Annotated in this window: 18 protein-coding genes and 1 pseudogene; 6 read left to right on the top strand and 13 right to left on the bottom strand. The window is 41.0% G+C overall.

All coding sequences use genetic code 11. The features are described from left to right. Positions 1–12: 12 nt before the first annotated feature. The 3 genes and pseudogenes from DYY65_RS01175 to DYY65_RS01165 all read right to left on the bottom strand — a co-directional run bounded on the left by DYY65_RS01175 (position 13) and on the right by DYY65_RS01165 (position 2,360). Positions 13–291, bottom strand: a complete 279-nt coding sequence (locus DYY65_RS01175; RefSeq protein WP_162476165.1) for an RpoL/Rpb11 RNA polymerase subunit family protein — start codon at positions 289–291, stop codon at positions 13–15. Positions 292–646: 355 nt separating this feature from the next. Then, positions 647–2,067 (bottom strand): annotated as a pseudogene (gene guaB / locus DYY65_RS01170) (IMP dehydrogenase). A 74-nt stretch (positions 2,068–2,141) separates the two neighbouring features. Next, a complete protein-coding gene (locus DYY65_RS01165; protein ID WP_162476164.1) occupies positions 2,142–2,360 on the bottom strand; it encodes a hypothetical protein in 219 nt (72 codons plus the stop codon). A gap of 238 nt (positions 2,361–2,598) precedes the next feature. Between DYY65_RS01165 and DYY65_RS01160 the strand changes: the two genes are divergently transcribed. From DYY65_RS01160 to DYY65_RS01150, 3 genes are all read left to right on the top strand, one after another. Then, positions 2,599–3,273 carry a hypothetical protein gene (locus DYY65_RS01160; protein WP_162476163.1) on the top strand — a complete coding sequence of 225 codons (675 nt, stop codon included), beginning with the start codon at positions 2,599–2,601 and terminating at the stop codon, positions 3,271–3,273. A gap of 124 nt (positions 3,274–3,397) precedes the next feature. Beyond that, positions 3,398–3,535 carry a hypothetical protein gene (locus tag DYY65_RS01155; protein ID WP_162476162.1) on the top strand — a complete coding sequence of 46 codons (138 nt, stop codon included), beginning with the start codon at positions 3,398–3,400 and terminating at the stop codon, positions 3,533–3,535. Between the two features lie 39 nt (positions 3,536–3,574). Then, positions 3,575–4,264 (top strand): hypothetical protein, encoded by a 690-nt coding sequence (locus DYY65_RS01150; RefSeq protein ID WP_162476161.1) that lies wholly within the window; start codon positions 3,575–3,577, stop codon positions 4,262–4,264. Between the two features lie 82 nt (positions 4,265–4,346). Here the strand turns inward: DYY65_RS01150 and DYY65_RS01145 are convergent, their stop codons facing one another. The 9 genes from DYY65_RS01145 to DYY65_RS01105 form a co-directional block, all read right to left on the bottom strand. After that, complete coding sequence (locus tag DYY65_RS01145) at positions 4,347–5,276, bottom strand: ribonuclease Z (RefSeq protein ID WP_201449251.1); 930 nt, start codon at positions 5,274–5,276, stop codon at positions 4,347–4,349. Between the two features lie 88 nt (positions 5,277–5,364). After that, complete coding sequence (locus tag DYY65_RS01140) at positions 5,365–6,273, bottom strand: ribose-phosphate diphosphokinase (protein ID WP_162476160.1); 909 nt, start codon at positions 6,271–6,273, stop codon at positions 5,365–5,367. A 295-nt stretch (positions 6,274–6,568) separates the two neighbouring features. Further along, complete coding sequence (locus DYY65_RS01135; protein ID WP_162476159.1) at positions 6,569–7,162, bottom strand: hypothetical protein; 594 nt, start codon at positions 7,160–7,162, stop codon at positions 6,569–6,571. A gap of 310 nt (positions 7,163–7,472) precedes the next feature. Further along, positions 7,473–8,009: a 4Fe-4S dicluster domain-containing protein gene (locus tag DYY65_RS01130; protein ID WP_162476158.1), complete on the bottom strand. Its 537-nt coding sequence runs from the start codon at positions 8,007–8,009 to the stop codon at positions 7,473–7,475. A gap of 81 nt (positions 8,010–8,090) precedes the next feature. Continuing rightward, positions 8,091–9,296, bottom strand: coding sequence for an ArsA family ATPase (locus tag DYY65_RS01125; protein WP_162476157.1), 1,206 nt, complete (start codon positions 9,294–9,296; stop codon positions 8,091–8,093). A gap of 43 nt (positions 9,297–9,339) precedes the next feature. Continuing rightward, positions 9,340–10,440 carry a DegT/DnrJ/EryC1/StrS family aminotransferase gene (locus DYY65_RS01120; protein ID WP_162476156.1) on the bottom strand — a complete coding sequence of 367 codons (1,101 nt, stop codon included), beginning with the start codon at positions 10,438–10,440 and terminating at the stop codon, positions 9,340–9,342. Between the two features lie 450 nt (positions 10,441–10,890). Further along, positions 10,891–12,423: a glutamine-hydrolyzing GMP synthase gene (gene guaA, locus DYY65_RS01115; RefSeq protein WP_162476210.1), complete on the bottom strand. Its 1,533-nt coding sequence runs from the start codon at positions 12,421–12,423 to the stop codon at positions 10,891–10,893. Positions 12,424–12,431: 8 nt separating this feature from the next. Next, entirely contained in the window at positions 12,432–13,133 is a 702-nt protein-coding gene (locus tag DYY65_RS01110) for a hypothetical protein (RefSeq protein WP_162476155.1), read from the bottom strand. 240 nt (positions 13,134–13,373) lie between these two features. Next, a complete protein-coding gene (locus DYY65_RS01105; protein WP_162476154.1) occupies positions 13,374–14,102 on the bottom strand; it encodes a 6-hydroxymethylpterin diphosphokinase MptE-like protein in 729 nt (242 codons plus the stop codon). Between the two features lie 289 nt (positions 14,103–14,391). Here DYY65_RS01105 and DYY65_RS01100 point away from each other — a divergent pair, with 289 nt between their 5' ends. The 3 genes from DYY65_RS01100 to DYY65_RS01090 all read left to right on the top strand — a co-directional run bounded on the left by DYY65_RS01100 (position 14,392) and on the right by DYY65_RS01090 (position 16,233). Continuing rightward, positions 14,392–14,982 carry an exosome complex RNA-binding protein Csl4 gene (locus DYY65_RS01100; protein WP_162476153.1) on the top strand — a complete coding sequence of 197 codons (591 nt, stop codon included), beginning with the start codon at positions 14,392–14,394 and terminating at the stop codon, positions 14,980–14,982. Continuing rightward, the gene (gene pheA / locus DYY65_RS01095; protein WP_162476152.1) at positions 14,936–15,820 is read left to right on the top strand and encodes a prephenate dehydratase; all 885 of its coding nucleotides are present in this window, start codon (positions 14,936–14,938) and stop codon (positions 15,818–15,820) included. Before DYY65_RS01100 ends, pheA begins: the two co-directional genes overlap by 47 nt. Before the next feature lie 125 nt (positions 15,821–15,945). Then, positions 15,946–16,233 carry a 30S ribosomal protein S26e gene (locus tag DYY65_RS01090; protein WP_162476151.1) on the top strand — a complete coding sequence of 96 codons (288 nt, stop codon included), beginning with the start codon at positions 15,946–15,948 and terminating at the stop codon, positions 16,231–16,233. On the opposite strand, the gene DYY65_RS01085 is transcribed toward DYY65_RS01090, so the two are convergent. Then, positions 16,225–16,875 carry a CDP-alcohol phosphatidyltransferase family protein gene (locus DYY65_RS01085; RefSeq protein WP_201449245.1) on the bottom strand — a complete coding sequence of 217 codons (651 nt, stop codon included), beginning with the start codon at positions 16,873–16,875 and terminating at the stop codon, positions 16,225–16,227. The genes DYY65_RS01090 and DYY65_RS01085 overlap by 9 nt on opposite strands. Positions 16,876–17,166: the final 291 nt, after the last annotated feature.

Below are 17,166 nucleotides of genomic sequence, written 5' to 3'. Positions count from 1 at the left end.
AACCTCGCTCTATTACTCAATCAACACTTCGCTTAGAACAGTATTAAGATTTTGTATAATCTCTGATGCTGTACCGCACGCGTATTGGAATGCGGCTATTGGATCTTTTTTCTTTGTTATTACTCTAATTAAGAAGTCCTCGACAAGTGGATGCTTTAGAATGACACCCGCAAATTCAACATTCTTCTCCTTTAATAATTCGTGCTGAATTATATACATCACCGATATGTCCTCGTCTTGCAGCTTTATTTCTACCTCCCTATCTTCCAGATCCAGAATTTCAGCAAGCATTGGACACAAATTTGTGTTATGAGGATATAAATTATACCTTTGAGAATAAACTATTAGCCTTGAGTCTTTCTAAAAAAGGAGCGTCAACACTTCTGAAAAATTAGCCCCATGGTTTCGGTAAGGCTAATCCCTAGACTATTTTCAATGTTTAGCCACCCGAGTGTTGAATCAGTTTCATAGGGGTTATGTTATTTGGTTGACAAGGCATCTCATCCTAATTCTTATCCCAAAACAATCGTAATCATGGTCTTCTTCTATTATTCACCTTCAAGAAGCATACATTCTAAATGACATCGAGTAGAATACTTGCAGTAGTTTCTAGCCTCTAACCTTAAGGCAAATCAAATTAAATCTGTCAAAGTACGTCTACATCATGAGGATGACTTTCTGAATTGCCGGCTGGTGTCATTTTTATGAATTCGGCATTGTTCTGCATCTGTCTGATTGTATGAGCACCGCAGTAACTTAAGCCTGACCTTATGCCTCCGACCATCTGCCTAATGATCTCAACAACGCTTCCTTTGTATGGGACCATTGCTTCAACACCCTCAGCAACATAATCGTTTAAATCGTCCGAGTCCAAAGGAACGCCTTCTTTGTACTTTCTTCCGAGTGAGGCATAAAACGAAGCCATACCTCGATACATTTTATACTTTTTACCATTTTTTACCAGAGTTCGGCCCGGACTCTCATCGCTACCGCCAAAAAGGCCACCTACCATCACGGTAGATGCTCCAGCTGCAAGCGCTTTGGTAGAGTCGCCGGATGTCCTTATACCTCCATCTGAGATCACCGGTATATTGTAATGACTTGCTATTTTGACGCTATCCATAACTGCAGTAAGCTGAGGTACACCAGAGCCAGTGATTACACGAGTTATGCAGATTGACCCTGAGCCAACACCAACTTTGACCGCGTCCACACCGGCTTTAATCAGGTCCTCTGTTCCTCCCGCTGTTGCAACGTTGCCAGCAATCAATTCACAGTTTGGGAATGCTTTCTTGATCATTTGTACTGTGTTAATTGCGTTGTCACTGTGACCATGCGCAATATCAACTACTATTGCATCTGATCCCGCCTCTAGGAGAGCTTCAGTACGTTCAAGATAATCACCCTTAACTCCGACGGCTGCCCCTACAAGCAATCTCCCCTTTTTGTCTTTCGAAGCATGTGGATATTGTTCCATTTTAAGGATATCCTTACTTGTTATGAGCCCAACAATTTTTTTATTGCTATCTACCAGCGGCAGCTTTTCGATTCGATGATTGTGCAAGATTTCCTTTGCCTGTTCAATAGTTGTCCCTTCTTTCGAAGTGACTACGTTCTTAGTCATTAAATCCTCAACTTTACAACTTGTGTTTTTTTCTAAACTAATATCCCGCTGCGTGATAATCCCTGCTAAAAATCCGCCGCTTTGTTCGACAAGAAGTCCCGATACACCATAATTTTTTTTGCAGTCTTCATTGTAGCATTTGTTTTGATAGTATATGGTTGTTCAATAATGACTGATTCAGAGCGCTTTACCTTCAGAATTTCATCCACCTGATCATCAATTGTCATAAATCTGTGAACGATCCCAATGCCCCCCTCCCTTGCAATAGCAATAGCCATGCTTGCCTCTGTGACGGTATCCATGTTTGCGCTTATCAAGGGAATATTTAGTGAAATGTTAGAGGATAGCCTGGTTCTAAGATCAGTTTGGGATCTTGAAATTACCGCTGAACGTCTTGGAACAAGTAATACATCATCAAAAGTTAAACCTTCCCTTATTTCCAAATTTTCTTTGAAATACTTGTCTCATATGGCGTTATAAGCCTTCCTCTATTAGAGCTCGTCTAGAAGGCAATTTATTATACTATAGAATTTCCCTTCAGTTTGGCTGTAGCTTGTTTATTGCGGTAGTGAGGTTCGAAGAGCCAATAGAAGATAAGTGAATTGGTTCCTTCAAAACCCTCCTCGTCTCGCACTCGCATAGCTAGAGCTGGGAAACGAAAAATCATACCGTTTCCTACCCTACCAATAGGAATAAAGTAGCGTGGATTGAAGGACTCTTTGTTTAGCTCGCTCAAGAGTTTTGGAAGAATCAATACTCTATATGAAATTAGCATCTGGGATTTATTCAACTTGGCGGTCTAACAATCCAACTGAAACTTTTGAGAAGAGCACATTTATTCCTCATGAAGGATTCCATTAAACAACTTCAATAATCCATACTTATTATATCCCAAATATGATGATGTCCATAAAATTTTCACAAAGCTGATAGACAAAAATATTAACATAACTGAGCCTTATAAAGTAAGAAGTTTGAGATCAAAACAAGGTATAGGGATATTCGACACATTCAAAAGTCAAGACAATAAATTTACTGGCGAAGCAAGGAGACAACGGGAAATTATTGTCCACCTCGCGACAGAACAAAGTCCGGAGCTGCGAACCAGAACTTCAATTGCCCAGATAATTGCAAAAAAACAGGGTATTTTATGGCAAAATATGTACTCCGGTATTTTTAGAGATTTAGATGAAGTTTTGATTCCTTCTGGCGTCGTCAAGGAGGGAGGGAGACTACCATTGCGCCGTGGCCCTAAAGCCTTACAGATGGAAGGAGTACCATTTTACGAGTTGAGTGAATCAGGCCTTATTGTTGCTTCTGCTTTGGACGAACTAGGTCGATTCCGGATGCAAATCTTGGAATCGCTTATCAAATGTGTTTCGATTTGTAACCCTGACGATGAAGCTGTTCGTCAAGCAATGCTACTGCTTGTTCGATTCATTCCCTCCTTCATGGGGAAGATTGTTAATCTATATGTACGTGCTTATAGCGCAGGCTTAGTTAATGGCGTGATACCCATCGATATCAAAAAGTTACGTTCAGTTGTTGCGTCGGAAATTGGGATCGAGAAGGAGATCATTGACTCCTCTAGCCGTTTAGGAGTCAAGGAATTGGAAATTATTAAACAATTCGTTGATCTTATTAGTTGAGTTTTTATGCATAAAGTATTTTTCTCATTTGGTTCCATTAGTTATCATCAAAAAAAGTATCTACTGTTCTATATTATTCGCGAACCAAGCTACTGCAACAGACCTTATTTTATGGGGACAACTATTGAGTATTGACTCAGTCAAAGTACAAATAGTTCAGGGTTCAGAGAGAAAGCGAGATTCGGTTAATAATTTAGGCATAGTACATTTTGATATGCATTACCTGAATAGCGAAGCTAAGAAACATATCAATAAAAAATAACAATTATTCTTTTCTACCCGACAATATTGGGTAACATAAATGATCGGGGATCATCCTGAATCCTACTCGATATATTTCGCATGTACATGCTTTATTATACTATCGATACTTTTAGGTGCTATACAAACGAATGTCGCCTTCTCGAAGGCACTACAACCAGAAATGACGGCAGTATTTTCAAATCACTTTGCAAAAAACAACAAATCGGTTGAGACTGTCATGAACGAAATTTTAGATCCCAGCGTTTTTTTATCAGCTGCAAAAGGTCAAAACCATAACATAACCAATGACAACATGACATTCAATGAAAATTCTTCAGTATTTCCCTCGTTCAGGAATTCTGCAACAGTTTTATTGTCACATCAAACCCTACCTCCGAGAGATTTCATAACTATTTATGACTCGGCCCCGCACACAATAGCAAAAGGATACCTAACTGCAAAGCTACCATGCGATAGCAACTTTCGCAGCCTCGCTCTTATATTAGTTGGGGAAACTACAAGTCTCAAGCCAGCATCGATGATACCTATCAAACAATTGTCAAAACCAGGATACCTATGCATGTATAACACGTACTTGTCATCGTCTGAGTTCGTCAATGAACATGGCAGGGCCGTTGCAATCGACGTTGTCCTATTCAATCCAACTTTTCACAGAATTGTGCTCCTAAATACTAGTACAATTATCTTAAGCATCATTGAAAAATTGCCTTCTGAGGCCAATAAATAAGAAATGGGAAAACCATGTCCCAACGTTTGGACGGAGTTACCCAGTCATAATTTACACATTTACGTGATACTCCACTGCCATATTACGATACAGATTCTTTATATGGGATTTCTACTATTTTAAGGTCCTCTGCGGCTTCAGTGTTCCTGAAAACTGACCTTGCCTCATTTAGGAGCACAGATGTTTCTTTGTACCTTGTACTAAAGTGCGTAAGAACTAGCTTTCTAACCCCCGAGTCTCTAGCTAATGATGCCGCTTCTAACGCAGTAGAATGAAAGTTTTCAAGTGCCTTGTTATACCTGTCTTGACCGTAAGTAGATTCATAAACCAGAAGATCACATTCTCTAAAAAAGTCCCTCAATTTTCTTGTTGGTCTTGTGTCCCCTGAGATACCTATTTTTCTCCCGGCCCTTGGCTGTCCTATTACTTGGCATGATCTAATCAGCTCACCATTGTATACAATATCCTCGCCATTTTGTAAAATGCCGTATAATCTGCCTTCGGGGATGTGAAATCGCCTAGCTGCACCAACATCAAAAATCCCCGGCCTGTCAAACTCAACAAGACAGTATGAAAATGAAGGGATCAGGTGATCTGCTTCGCAGCAAGTAACTTCGTAATCCTTTTCTCTAACAACTACCCCCTCACTCCTAATTGTATGCATATTAACATCAAAACCCAAACCGAAATTCACTATTCGCATATTTTCTTTGAGAAACTCATCCAACTTACCATGTCCGTATACATCAAGGGGAATCAACCTTCCATGTAATGACAATGTTTGTAGAAGCCCAAGTAGACCGATGCAGTGATCGCCGTGCATGTGAGTCACAAATATTTTCATCCTCTTATTCATCCCCAGCCTAGATCTGATGAAGTTTCTCTGCATTCCCTCGCCCGCATCAAACAATAGCAACTCGCCATCCCTCTGAATCACCATCGACGAAAGTCCTCGTTCTGCCGTAGGGGTGGACGCTGATGTCCCTAGGAAGATCAGCTTCATGTTAACCATATTCTTTCCCGCAAAAGCCAAGCCTTAAGTTGACTTCTACAACTATATTTCATCCGTTCTGAGTGGCGAGAACTCAAGATTTCCTTCATCAAATGGCTGCTTGTTCAATTATACTTGCGACCTCTCTAGAAATCACTGATGAGAGGTCTACTTTGGCAGTAGCACTTGGAATTGAGTTGGTAGAGATGATCTCCTTAACTCCAGCTGCTTCGATTTTTTTAGGAGCATCCTCGATCATAACTGCATGAGTACACATCGCGTAAATATTGTTCGGATTAGCCTCGATCAGAAACTCAGAAGCCTTTACAATGCTTTCACCAGTACTTATCATATCATCTATGATAATTACATCTCGGCCAGCAATGTCGAAATTTAGCTTCTGCTTTTCCACAAATACCTCCGTCGTTTGCATATCTCTCCTTTTCGACAAGGTGAACATGTCTGCCTTTAGAATTCTAGCAAATTCCATTGCTCTCTTAGCACCACCTTTATCTGGCGATACAACTACAGGACGGCTTGTTTTCAAATTAGTGATTGCGTATTTGGCCAAAAGGCCAGTAGCACTCAAATTGCGAGCGTCAATCGAAAAATAGGACAATGAAGCTGGACTATGAATATCTACCGTGATTAATCGTCTAGTCCCAACACACTCGAACAATCTTGCGACAATTGCCATACTAACCACTTCTCCCTCCAAAAATTGCCGATCTTGGCGAGAGTACGCCATATACGGCACAACCGCTACGATATCTGCCGAACTATCAGAACACTTCTTTAACATCATAAGGGCCTGCAATAGATGCCTATCGGTTGGTGGATAAGTCGATTGTATTAATACGCAATTTTTCCCGAATGGCTTACTCATATTGATTTTTGTCTCGCCATCTTTAAATATTCGAAAATCAACAGAAAGTAAATCTGCATCTAGACAACTGGCGACTTTGGTTGCCAAATCGACAGACGAAGGCCCTGCAATTACGGAGATTTCCCTGCCCAAACCATATTCATCTTACTTAGCATTCATAAAAATGTTGATTATAGAAATCCAAATTGCTATCCCAGAGATTCAGCTCTATGGAGGAAAGTATAACACAGAAGGGAAACTCAACATATGTCATATTCCCGCCTCCAGGGCCGGACCATTAAATCACTGGGTTCTACTAAGACTTGCTCCATCTATCCTTCAGGTAAATCCTTGGATCTATTACTGATCTAGCTTGAGTTGTCATGATTTACACGCAATGATCTGCGTGTTTGAAAATCGAGGGCCAATTTGCAAGTGTCACAGTGGCTTAGAGTCCAACTCTAATCTGATGATCTTTAAGCCAGATATACAATGGGATTAAGGGATGTTTGAATGGCAGCATGGTTTCATCTTTCCGGTTAAAACCTAGCATTATCATAGCTCCCTGCAAAGTTGATCTCATCTCGTTAAGGTATTCTCCTTCGTTAAGCGGGCCATAAATCTGAAAAAAATAATCTTGTTTGTAGTATGAGACATGTTGAGAAAAGCAATAGGAGAGAATAATAGGATCATTCAGTATTTGGTCATAGCGAAAATTAATGTTCTCTACTTGGTCTACTGCGATTTGAAGCTGTCTTTTTAAATACAGCTCGCGAACCATATCAGAGTCCATATAGCTATTACCCTTCGTGTTTTTATTTATCTCGAAACTGATTCTTTTAACAGTCTGAGTGGCAACGTCCACAGCTTTTTTCCTTTCAAGTTCGTCATGGTTCTCAGATATTAGGTATAAATAGAAAATACATACCAGTTCATTATTCTCAATGAATGGAAAAACCTTCCTTCCTTGCATGAATTTAGCTAGCCTCCAATGGATATCCTCAGGAAGTATCATTTGCATATGTGAACTATTTCGCTTCATCCATTTCAAGCTCTTGAATTTTATAACAACCTTTGATCAACACAATGGTTCGTGTTCTGTGAAATTGATAATCCAATAAACTTAAACACTTGTCATTTATCAAGACGAAAAATATTTGCATATTGTAATTTGGTATTTGTTAGCCCATAAAAACTAGACTCACCCTAAGTCGATTCATTCGGAGATTTTACGAGATCGCAATAATTCTTGTTTAGAAAAAAAGATCTTTTTTCGTCTCCTTCGAGTGTGCATGTTAGCCACAAGGTCTACCATGCTCATCGAAAGGTGACGGCTTCAAAAAAATGTGGTTTTAATGGGCGTGTGGTGGAGGTGCACTTCCTTTCGAGAGTGATTCATTGAAAGTACCTGAGGCTTTTTCATGGAACTCAAGGTTGGATTGATCGACCTTAATTGCTTGAGGCGGGCAGACAGAAACACAGGCCATACACCAAATACAATCGTGTTCCCGTACTGGGTCAGCCTTGTCTGTATAATCTTTTCTCTCCTCTTTTACGGTACTACCAGTGCCACTACTAGTTTCATTCACCATTTTTGAAGCCGGCAAATCCTGCTCAGTCCTATACCACTGAAAAACCTGGACAGGACAGGCCTCAATACAAGCACCATCTGCCACACAGGAATCCCAATCAACAGCTACCATAGTTCCGTGTACTCCAACTGGAGCGATCTCTTCTCCTCGTGCAGCAAATGCTGCCTTGACTTCTTCATTCTCGGCGGCCTCAGCTGTTTTGCCTGGCCCCCATACATAGTGATAGTGCTCACCGTCAGAATGCATATGTTTACCAAGTACTTTGTGATTTCTTGGAAAGTCTGGGTCTATTGGCATATATCTGCTGTTAATCGTGATCTCATATTATATAAATCATGTGTGGGCTCAACTGGAACTGGGATTAGGACTTGCTACGCTCTATGCTTTCGTATTTTTTCCTGAATAGGCAGTGTCCTCAAATATAATGACAAGCTCGTCTCCAACTAACTTAGCCTTGCTAAGTTTCATGTTAAAGGTTATAGCAGGCAAAGGTATTGTATTGATCATAAAACCAGTTTGATTTTTTACCTTTATGGTGATCTGATCTCCATAGCGTTCTACATCAAAGTCATCCTTTTTGGTGAATGGAACCTTGACGTTCATTAGAAATGATGATCCTTCTTTGTGAAACCTATATGAATCTCCCTTGAAGAGGACTTCGGCTGGATGACTCGTTTCGAAGAGCACGCGGCCGTTTTCCCGCAACATATCCACGCCTATTAGCTCATTGTCATAGAGCTTAACTTCCCTTACTGGAAGTGGATAAAAGCTGGCCTTTGCATTTTCTACCTTCAATCTTTGGGACTCAGCCCAGCGAGAATAGTAAGGGTCAGGACTCCCTACCGGCATGATTTTGTTAATTACCACAAGATCTACGCTCATACCGTATAGACTTGCAGACATGAATGTTCTTTTAGCATTCTCGATGCTAAAAGTGTCAGGATTGACGACTAGTCTGATGGTAGTTTGATCTCGATCTACCATTAGTTTACTGAGCCTGCCCAGCCTATCCAACAACTCGAGCTCATTTTCCAAGACCCCTTCTGGCACCCCTGAAGCCTTCGCAAATGGTTGGAATATCTTAGAAAAACCGCTGAAAACTCCAGCCAAACTGCTAAGCTTTCGTCCAACGCTCCCAGCAATTTTCGGCAAAAATAGGTATCTCAACGCCTCACCCGATGCCGCCATATCCAGAACTATTGTATCAAAGGATTTTGTTCTGGCGACATTTTCGATCATTAGCAATGAGAACAGCTGAGTCATCCCTGGTAACATGGCAAGCTCATATGCCAATGTTTCGTCTAAACCCTTTGTATGAAGCATAGACGCAGCATAGGAGAGGATACTCGAATAGTGTTTGTTCATCTCAACCAGCGGATCAACTTGAACTGCTTGCAAATTAGGAATAACCTCCTTTGGTTCCGTGCCAAGATCTGGCCTAATCAAAGCATCGGCCAGAGTGTGAGCAGGGTCAGAAGATAGAAGCAACGTACGTGATCCCTTTTCTGCAATCAAAATTGCTGTAGAACACGCACTTACGGTTTTTCCAGTGCCACCTTTGCCAGTATAAATTATTAATCGCATGTCTTCGCGTTATGCCGAGAAATAAAGTGAATATAGGGTGATTTCAAATTTTCTTTTTGATACAGTTGACGATAAGGTTCATGTCTTCTTCTGAAAGGCGAGGATGAACGGGCAAGGAAAGAACGTGGGATGCTGCCCAATCAGTATTGGGAAGATGAACCAGGCCGACATTACTATAATAAGGGGTCTTATGAACTGGCGGAGCATAGTATATGGTTGCTGCGATTCCCTCATGAATAAGTGCATTTTGGATCTTGTCGCGAGTACTTTCGCTCTGAAAGGCAACTGTATACAAGTACCAGTTGAACTTTTTCCTCTCACTCTCAAAAGGAATATTCAACTTGCCATGGATCGAAGAAAGCAACTCCGTCAATATTTTTGAATTTTTTCTCCTACCACCCAGAAGTGCTGGTAATCTGTTCATTTGCACCGAGGCTATAGCAGCGCATAACTCGGGGAGTCTCAGGTTTAAACCTAGTCTTCTGGTGTCATTACCTTCAAGCATACCGTGATTCCTAATCATTTTTAGTATAGATGCCAACTCCTTGTCTTTAGTCGATACCGCGCCGCCCTCACCGGCTGTCAAGACCTTGCTTGCATAAAAGCTAAAGCAACCAATTTTTCCAATTGTTCCAGTTTGTAGATTATCATACGTCGAGCCAAGTGACTGGCATGCATCTTCAATTACCTCCAATGATTGCGTGGCGGCAACCTCTAAGATTTCTTCCATATCCGCTGGATGACCATAAAGATGTACAGGCATGATTGCTTTTGATCTCTTTGTGATCTTTTCCTTTAGGTCCTTTATGTCCATGGTGTAATCTTTTGTATTTATGTCTACAAAAACAGGTTTTGCCCCGGTTGCGATCACCGAATTTGCTGTGGCAACGAACGTGAATGAAGGCAAGAGTACTTCATCGCCTGGTCCGATCCCTAGGCAAAGCAAAGCGGCATATATTGCGGCGGTTCCAGAGTTTAAAACTATTACATTGTCGATGTTGAGAAAGCGCTCCAAGAGGGTTTCCAGAATTTGAACTCGTTTTCCTCCATCATTCGATGCTGACGTTAGTGCATTTTCTTCAAGCACTTTCATAACTTCTAACTTTTCTTCCTCTCCAATCCACGGCTGATTAATGGAAATCATGAATCAATATATCAAATTGAAGTGTCCATAAATGTATATGCGTTTTACAAATGCACAAAGTAAACTTTGGTATTTCAGTATTAATTATCCGTTTTATTGTTATTCGCCTGCTACTTAGTAATACAGTCGTCTTCCACAAAAATTCTCTTTTCTTGAAGAGGCTCGAAGCGATAACGGGGACACATAGTGCGCTTATTCGATTTCCTCGCAAACCGAGACGTTGTTTACGAAGAAGTTAATAGATAATGACTTCACAAATAGAGTTGGATGTCGTTCCTAAAATATAGACTCCTACGAATTCGGAAGTATACAGGAAATAAAGTTTACCTCACAATTCGTTACCTCGTATTCTTATATCTAAGATTCAAAGTTAAGCTAGGATGGTACTAGCATAACCTTGAATGTTACAATTTTACTTCAGTTTATACCAAGAATCATCAATTCTGAAGGCTATTGCGGCTCGATTGTCGATGGTGGCTTGCTCGAGACCGCATATGTGACCCATGAGACATCTTCCACTTCGTTAGTAATTCTATCACTTAACCTTCTTAGTAGATCATATGGCAATCTACACCAATCCGCCGTCATGGCATCAATCGACTCGACGATTCTGATGATAACTATATGGCCGTAGAGCCGCTGATCTCCCACCACGCCTACCGCTCTATCGTCGCCAACCGAAGCAAAGGCCTGCCAAACATTGTGGTAGAGACCTGATGCGACTAGTTCTTCTTCTATAATTTTGCTGGCACTTTTAGCTATCCGTATTTTTTCGCTAGTCACTTCTCCAATTATTCTGACAGCCAAGCCAGGACCTGGAAATGGGTGTCTCTGTATGAATTCATTTGGCATGCCCAGAAGCCTTGCGACGCGTCTAACTTCATCCTTGTATAATGTCCTCAACGGTTCAATGGTTTTTAAACTAAGCCACTCTGGAAGGCCGGCCACATTGTGGTGGCTTTTTATCGCCGAAGCCGGACCTTTTGAGACCCCGCTTTCAATTACATCTGGATAGAGTGTCCCTTGAGCAAGCCACTGGAATGGCCCGTTTTCTTTCACAACGTCCATAAACACTCTTGCAAATTCTTCTCCGATAATCCTGCGCTTCATTTCGGGATCAGAAATCCCCTTCAACTTTTCAAGGAATTGCTTTTCCGCATTCACGTATATTACTTCACTTTGCAAGTGTTGCTTGAACAATTTGCTCACCAAAGCTGACTCATTCTCGCGAAGTAGTCCATGATCCACGAACACGCACTTTAGGTTCTCACCTATAGCTTTATCCAAGAGCATGGCAACAGTGGCGGAATCAATGCCTCCACTCAAAGCACACAGTACTTTTTCTTCACCAACCTTTTGTTTGATCTCATCTATTGCCGCTTCAGTGAAACTTTTCATGTTCCAGGAAGGTTTTGCCTTGCTTATCGTCCGGACAAAGTTCTTTAATATTTCTATTCCGTGTTCTGTGTGAACAACCTCGGGATGAAATTGGATACCATAAACCTTTCTTTGCCGATTTGCTATCGCAGCGGAGAATGAGTTTTCAGTATGACCCAATATTTCGAATCCTGGAGGGAGCATTTCAGCAGCATCCCCATGGCTCATCCAACACTTTATCCTATCAGCCAACCCATTGAAGAGATCGGTCTTGTTGTCCACAATTAGGTCAGCATGTCCGTACTCTCTACCATCGGACTTTCTTACTACCCCTCCAAACCTATCCACGATAAGCTGGTGCCCATAGCATATTCCCAAAATTGGAATTCCCATTTCGAATATTTTCTTATCCGGTCTGGGTGAATTCTTGAAATAAACGCTGGAAGGCCCGCCAGAAAAAATAATTCCGCTTGGACGCATCTTTCCAATCTCCTCCGCAGAAGTATCAAAGGGTAATAATTCACAGTAGACGTTTGCTTCGCGAACCCTTCGGCAAATAAGGTTACTATACTGAGATCCGAAGTCGAACACAATAATTTTATCCAGTTCCACCGTTATCCACCCTTCCGTTCCACCATTCTCGTTAGCACCCAAGTGCAAGTATTGAATATCTCGTTTAGTCGATCTCTTGCTCTATAATTTCTGATTACGATTCTCCTTATGTGAGATTCATCATCTGTATCAATTTGATAGCTAAGACAGTCGGTTTCCGAGATTTCACCCTTGTTTGCTTTCTCCAAATCTCTCGATCTCATTCCTTCTAATATTCTGTTCTGGAAAAATGACTTAAAGGGCTGGATTTCGACGCTCAACATAATTCCTTCCGCAGGGATTATTTCTACGTAAGCAGAAGAGATCGACGCAGTACAAAGTAGAAGATTATCTTTAATGCGTCGGAGCTCCTTGGTCTCTAAATATCTCTCTCCCCTTCCTTGATCTCTGGGTTCGTTTTGATGGCTCTGTAAGGGGATCGACTTCCCTAATTCTGATTCCGGACTGTCGCTCTCTGAAATCGTGTTTACTTCATCATGACTTCTATTCGAAGACGAAGCTTCCGAAAATTTCTTCGAGGGAATCGTTGAAAGGGTTCCAAGACTTGCGGCAGTTTTAAAACTACCTCGTTTTAACAACATATCTATAATTAACAAAATAGTGCGCAAACGTTCAATTTCTTCTTGTTTGTCACCTATCTGCTTTGTGAGCCATTCTCGAATATCGGCGGCGCGTCTAACATCCTCTTCAGAAATATTCGACATTGCAGGCAAATTGATGCATAAGCTATAATAGGTTTTCACATTTAGTATTGCTATGCCTAACCTACTTGTCATTGAAGCCTGGTGGTTTCTGGTTCAATCACATTCGTCCACTGCCTTTGAAAACAGGTTCGACTATTTCCTATCTCTTTCTTGGTAAGTGCTATAAAGCACTCGCCTCTACCTTACTATAATAATCAATGTGCAGATGGGTCTAGGTGAAAGAATATCAGAGCAAGTCTGTTAAGAGCTAGAGTCCAGGTGTGTGAATCCCCTAATCGGCCTAGCTGAAGTGTCGAACAAGTGGGACCGTGAACGTTTTGCAAGCATTTCAAGAAGTCGCTTACCAGTCTTTAGTTTTGCTCTCTTTAGTTCTACGTCGGTTATTATATTTTTTGAAGACTGTCCAATTCGATCACCAAATTCCATTCCAACCAGAATGATCTCTTTGGCCCCGAGCTCATCTGCCATGAACACACACCGATCGCCATCTGTAAATCCTCCAAAATTAAAAACGCTTTCTACAGGCATTACTTGTGTGGTGCCCAAAACCCGTCTAAACTTTGGAACCAAAGTCTTTAGAGCTTGAATGTTATCTGAGTGACCGTGAACTACCATTATTGCACCCGCCTTCTCAGCCTTCTTCAAAACTGCAGGATCGCTGTCTAAGTCGGTAACAACAATATCTGGCGTAATATGATTTTCAATTAGAGTCCTAGTTGCGCCATTTGCTGCTATTTTTACATAGGTTCGATTTTTCTTTATGTACTTTATCTTTGAATCTAGACTATCACCGGCGCCAATGATAAGCGTGGTCTTCCCAGCTATTTTCCTTTGTAGCACTTTTATGCCGAGTGCTTTTCGTTTGATCAGTTTGGATAAGATGTTTGCTGCTACTTGATCTTGTTCAGTGCTAAAGCCAAATTCTTGTCTAATTGCTTGATAATAAGGAAACCATTCGGAAAATCTCATATCTAGCTTACATGTAAGTTATTAATAGGTTGTTTGCTGATATTAATACAAGCCATAGATTGCTTGTGAGTATGCACACTTTCATGGCAAACAGCTTAATGTGTCATATGTTTATCCCGATTTTCTGATTTGACCTGTATCCCATATGAAGTACATTTGCAGAATATTTCATATGGCCAAAGTAAGTTTTTATCGCTTTGGGAGTAGAGGTACAAAGAATTGGCCTTTACGTTGTGTAAGTAAACTATTATAGCTATTCGGCTGAATTATGTCTATGCATGCTAGGAAAATGTCAGGGTCTCCAACCTTGCCTGGGGATAGTATTGCTTTAATTGAAGAATTCGAAGCTGGCAAAAATGTTTACGTTTTAGATGGCACTCTCAGATCGACTGCAATAGGAGCTAGGATTTATGATTTCAAGAAGCACGTAGCTAGGACTGACAAAGTTAACGCCCGAGCGATACCGAAAATTGGCGACATCACTATAGGATTCATTGAAATGCTCTTCGGAAGCATGATGTCTATGAGGATACTTTATATAAATGACAAAAAATCGTCGTCAGGGTTTTCTGCTATTGCATCTGTAAGAGTAGGCTCTTCAGGGCGTGAACGTGATAGGAGAGGTAGATCGATATTCCGGGTAGGTGATATTATAAGAGGTCGCGTCATTAGCTTGCTAAACTCTTCTATACATATAGCAATAGATGACAAGGAATTTGGTGTACTTTACACGCTTTGCTCCAATTGCAGCGGAGATACGGTACGCATTCACGGTAATGGTATAAAATGCGTCGAGTGTAGTGCAAGCGAAGATAGAAAGTTGACTGATGATTATGGAAAACAAACAGTTGCGTCAATACATCAAGGAGGAGGTATTTAGGTCGGGTCAGTTATTAGATAGAGTTGCGTTCCAAGGCGAGCCAGGCGCCTTTAGCGAAATAGCAACGATTACACGATTTCAAAACTCGGGCTTAGTACCAATGAAAACTCTCCATGAAGTGTTCGATGGTTTGGAAAGGGGGATCGCAAAATGTGGAGTTGTTCCTATAGAGAATTCTACAGAAGGAAGTGTTAACGAAACCTATGATTTGCTACTCCATACAAATCTGACGGTGTCTGGGGAGATCTATCTTCGGATCATACATTGTCTAATCGGCAACAGGGGGGAGACGAAAGAAGAAATCAAATCTGTATATTCTCACCCCCAAGCACTCGCCCAATGCAGGAATTACATACGGAGAAGAGGATTATTGACCAATGAAGCTTACGACACAGCCGGTGCTGTAAAATTGATCAAACAACATAGAAAAATGAATGTGGCTGCTATTGCTAGCAAGAGAGCAGCAGAGTTGTATGACATGGAGATTTTGGAGGAAGGGATTGAGGACAGCAAGAATAATTTTACTAGATTTCTAGTTATATCTGGGATTCAAACTGAGCCTACTGGCCACGACGGTACTTCCATCATATTTTCAGTCAAACATGCACCCGGTGCATTGTATGGCATACTTGAAGAATTCGCTGCTCGAAGAATCAATTTGTCGAAAATAGAATCGCGGCCTAAAAAGCAAACGCCTTGGGAGTATTTTTTTTATGTAGATTTTGAAGGCCACGTTAAGGATGAACTCGTTAAGGAGGCGATAATAGCAATCGGGCAGAAAACTGCCTTTATAAAGATATTAGGCTCATATGCCAAAGCTAGCTATTCCGGATTTTAGGATCGACCAATTTGAGTTGCTCTAACTGTTGGCTAGCTTGCAGACGAGAATTTATTCTGATCTTATGGTCGGTTAACTTCAAAATTATCAGAAGATTTAAAGGGTGGAAAAATAAATTTTAAACAATGCCAAAAAAACGAGCTAGCAGGGGAAGGACAAAGGGTGGAAAGGGTAGCTCAAGTACAGTACATTGTAGTCAATGTGGTGCAATGGTACCACGAGACAAGGCAAAAAAAGTGACAGGACGGATTACCTTGGTTGAACCCATGCTCGCAAAAGAACTGCGATCGCAGGGGGCATACATAGCACCTTCTACTGATGTAAAGTTCTATTGTGTCTCGTGTGCTGTTCATAGGGGTATAGTCAAAGTAAGGTCTGAATTAGATCGGCGGACCGCCGGTAGACTACGTTAACTTTTTTGCTGCTACAATAATTCTGTGAATTACAGTGGAAGAAGCAATAATTGACACTGATATTACCGCCCACTCCATTGCCCTGGGAACAGGGATTAAGCTTACAACAGCCAAAAGTAAAAGCCGCTCTGCTCGCTCTCCTAGCCCTAAACCAGCCAAGCCCAGCTGAAGAGACTCAGCCTTGGCCCTGGTATAACTTACGAGAAATGATAGTGACAAAGCTATCATACATAAAGTCGGTTCAGCAAAACCTCCTTTAGCAATTCCGATGAATATAACGGCTTCGGAAATTCTATCCCCTGTTGAATCAAGGAAAGATCCTCTTTTTGACACTTGTTTGGTTATCCTTGCTACACTTCCGTCGACTATATCCAGGAAGCCTCCCAATAGTATTAGGCAACTGCCTATGAGTGGGAGGTATACCCAATATTCTCCCACAAGTGATCGACATGCATATAGAATTCCCGCAAGTGTGAAAGTGATTAGACTTAACCAAGTGAAGAAGTTTGCGGATAAACCCGTAGACGCAAAGATTGTGCCGACCTTTGTCATGAACGGATCCATTGTGTCCCTAATCCTATTGAGCAAATTCAAAACGAAATAAGCGATAGAATAATAAATTCTATAGGAAGCTTTATTCATGAGCAGAAATCAAAAGAGAAAATATTGTTGTATCTGAATGTATTATATTTACACTTCTATAGTCACTAAACATAAATTTTAATAGGGAATTATTTCTCTGCCATTGTTTCTTAATTCTTTAATAATTAGCTTTCTCTGTTATATCGACTTATTTGCTTGAGATCAACGACACACGTATTTCTGCGCAGTTGAAAAAAGTTCTGATTGTTGGATTAGGACAATTAGGACTTCCTGTAGCAAAGTATGTAAAAGAAAGAGGGTTTGATACCTATGGATACGACATTAGTTTAA

The sequence above is a fragment of the Nitrososphaera sp. AFS genome (assembly GCF_009898475.1).
Classification (GTDB): domain Archaea; phylum Thermoproteota; class Nitrososphaeria; order Nitrososphaerales; family Nitrososphaeraceae; genus Nitrosopolaris.
This window is presented reverse-complemented; position numbering and strand designations above follow the sequence as displayed.

What these genes read in the sequence shown, in the direction of transcription:
- DYY65_RS01175 (WP_162476165.1), bottom strand. Translation starts at nt 291, where the DNA reads ATGCTTGCTGAAATTCTGGATCTGGAAGATAGGGAGGTAGAAATAAAG.
- DYY65_RS01150 (WP_162476161.1), top strand. Translation starts at nt 3,575, where the DNA reads ATGATCGGGGATCATCCTGAATCCTACTCGATATATTTCGCATGTACA.
- DYY65_RS01145 (WP_201449251.1), bottom strand. Translation starts at nt 5,276, where the DNA reads ATGGTTAACATGAAGCTGATCTTCCTAGGGACATCAGCGTCCACCCCT.
- DYY65_RS01135 (WP_162476159.1), bottom strand. Translation starts at nt 7,162, where the DNA reads ATGAAGCGAAATAGTTCACATATGCAAATGATACTTCCTGAGGATATC.
- DYY65_RS01130 (WP_162476158.1), bottom strand. Translation starts at nt 8,009, where the DNA reads ATGCCAATAGACCCAGACTTTCCAAGAAATCACAAAGTACTTGGTAAA.
- DYY65_RS01125 (WP_162476157.1), bottom strand. Translation starts at nt 9,296, where the DNA reads ATGCGATTAATAATTTATACTGGCAAAGGTGGCACTGGAAAAACCGTA.
- DYY65_RS01120 (WP_162476156.1), bottom strand. Translation starts at nt 10,440, where the DNA reads ATGATTTCCATTAATCAGCCGTGGATTGGAGAGGAAGAAAAGTTAGAA.
- DYY65_RS01110 (WP_162476155.1), bottom strand. Translation starts at nt 13,133, where the DNA reads ATGTCGAATATTTCTGAAGAGGATGTTAGACGCGCCGCCGATATTCGA.
- DYY65_RS01105 (WP_162476154.1), bottom strand. Translation starts at nt 14,102, where the DNA reads ATGAGATTTTCCGAATGGTTTCCTTATTATCAAGCAATTAGACAAGAA.
- DYY65_RS01100 (WP_162476153.1), top strand. Translation starts at nt 14,392, where the DNA reads ATGTCAGGGTCTCCAACCTTGCCTGGGGATAGTATTGCTTTAATTGAA.
- pheA (WP_162476152.1), top strand. Translation starts at nt 14,936, where the DNA reads ATGGAAAACAAACAGTTGCGTCAATACATCAAGGAGGAGGTATTTAGG.
- DYY65_RS01090 (WP_162476151.1), top strand. Translation starts at nt 15,946, where the DNA reads ATGCCAAAAAAACGAGCTAGCAGGGGAAGGACAAAGGGTGGAAAGGGT.
- DYY65_RS01085 (WP_201449245.1), bottom strand. Translation starts at nt 16,875, where the DNA reads ATGAATAAAGCTTCCTATAGAATTTATTATTCTATCGCTTATTTCGTT.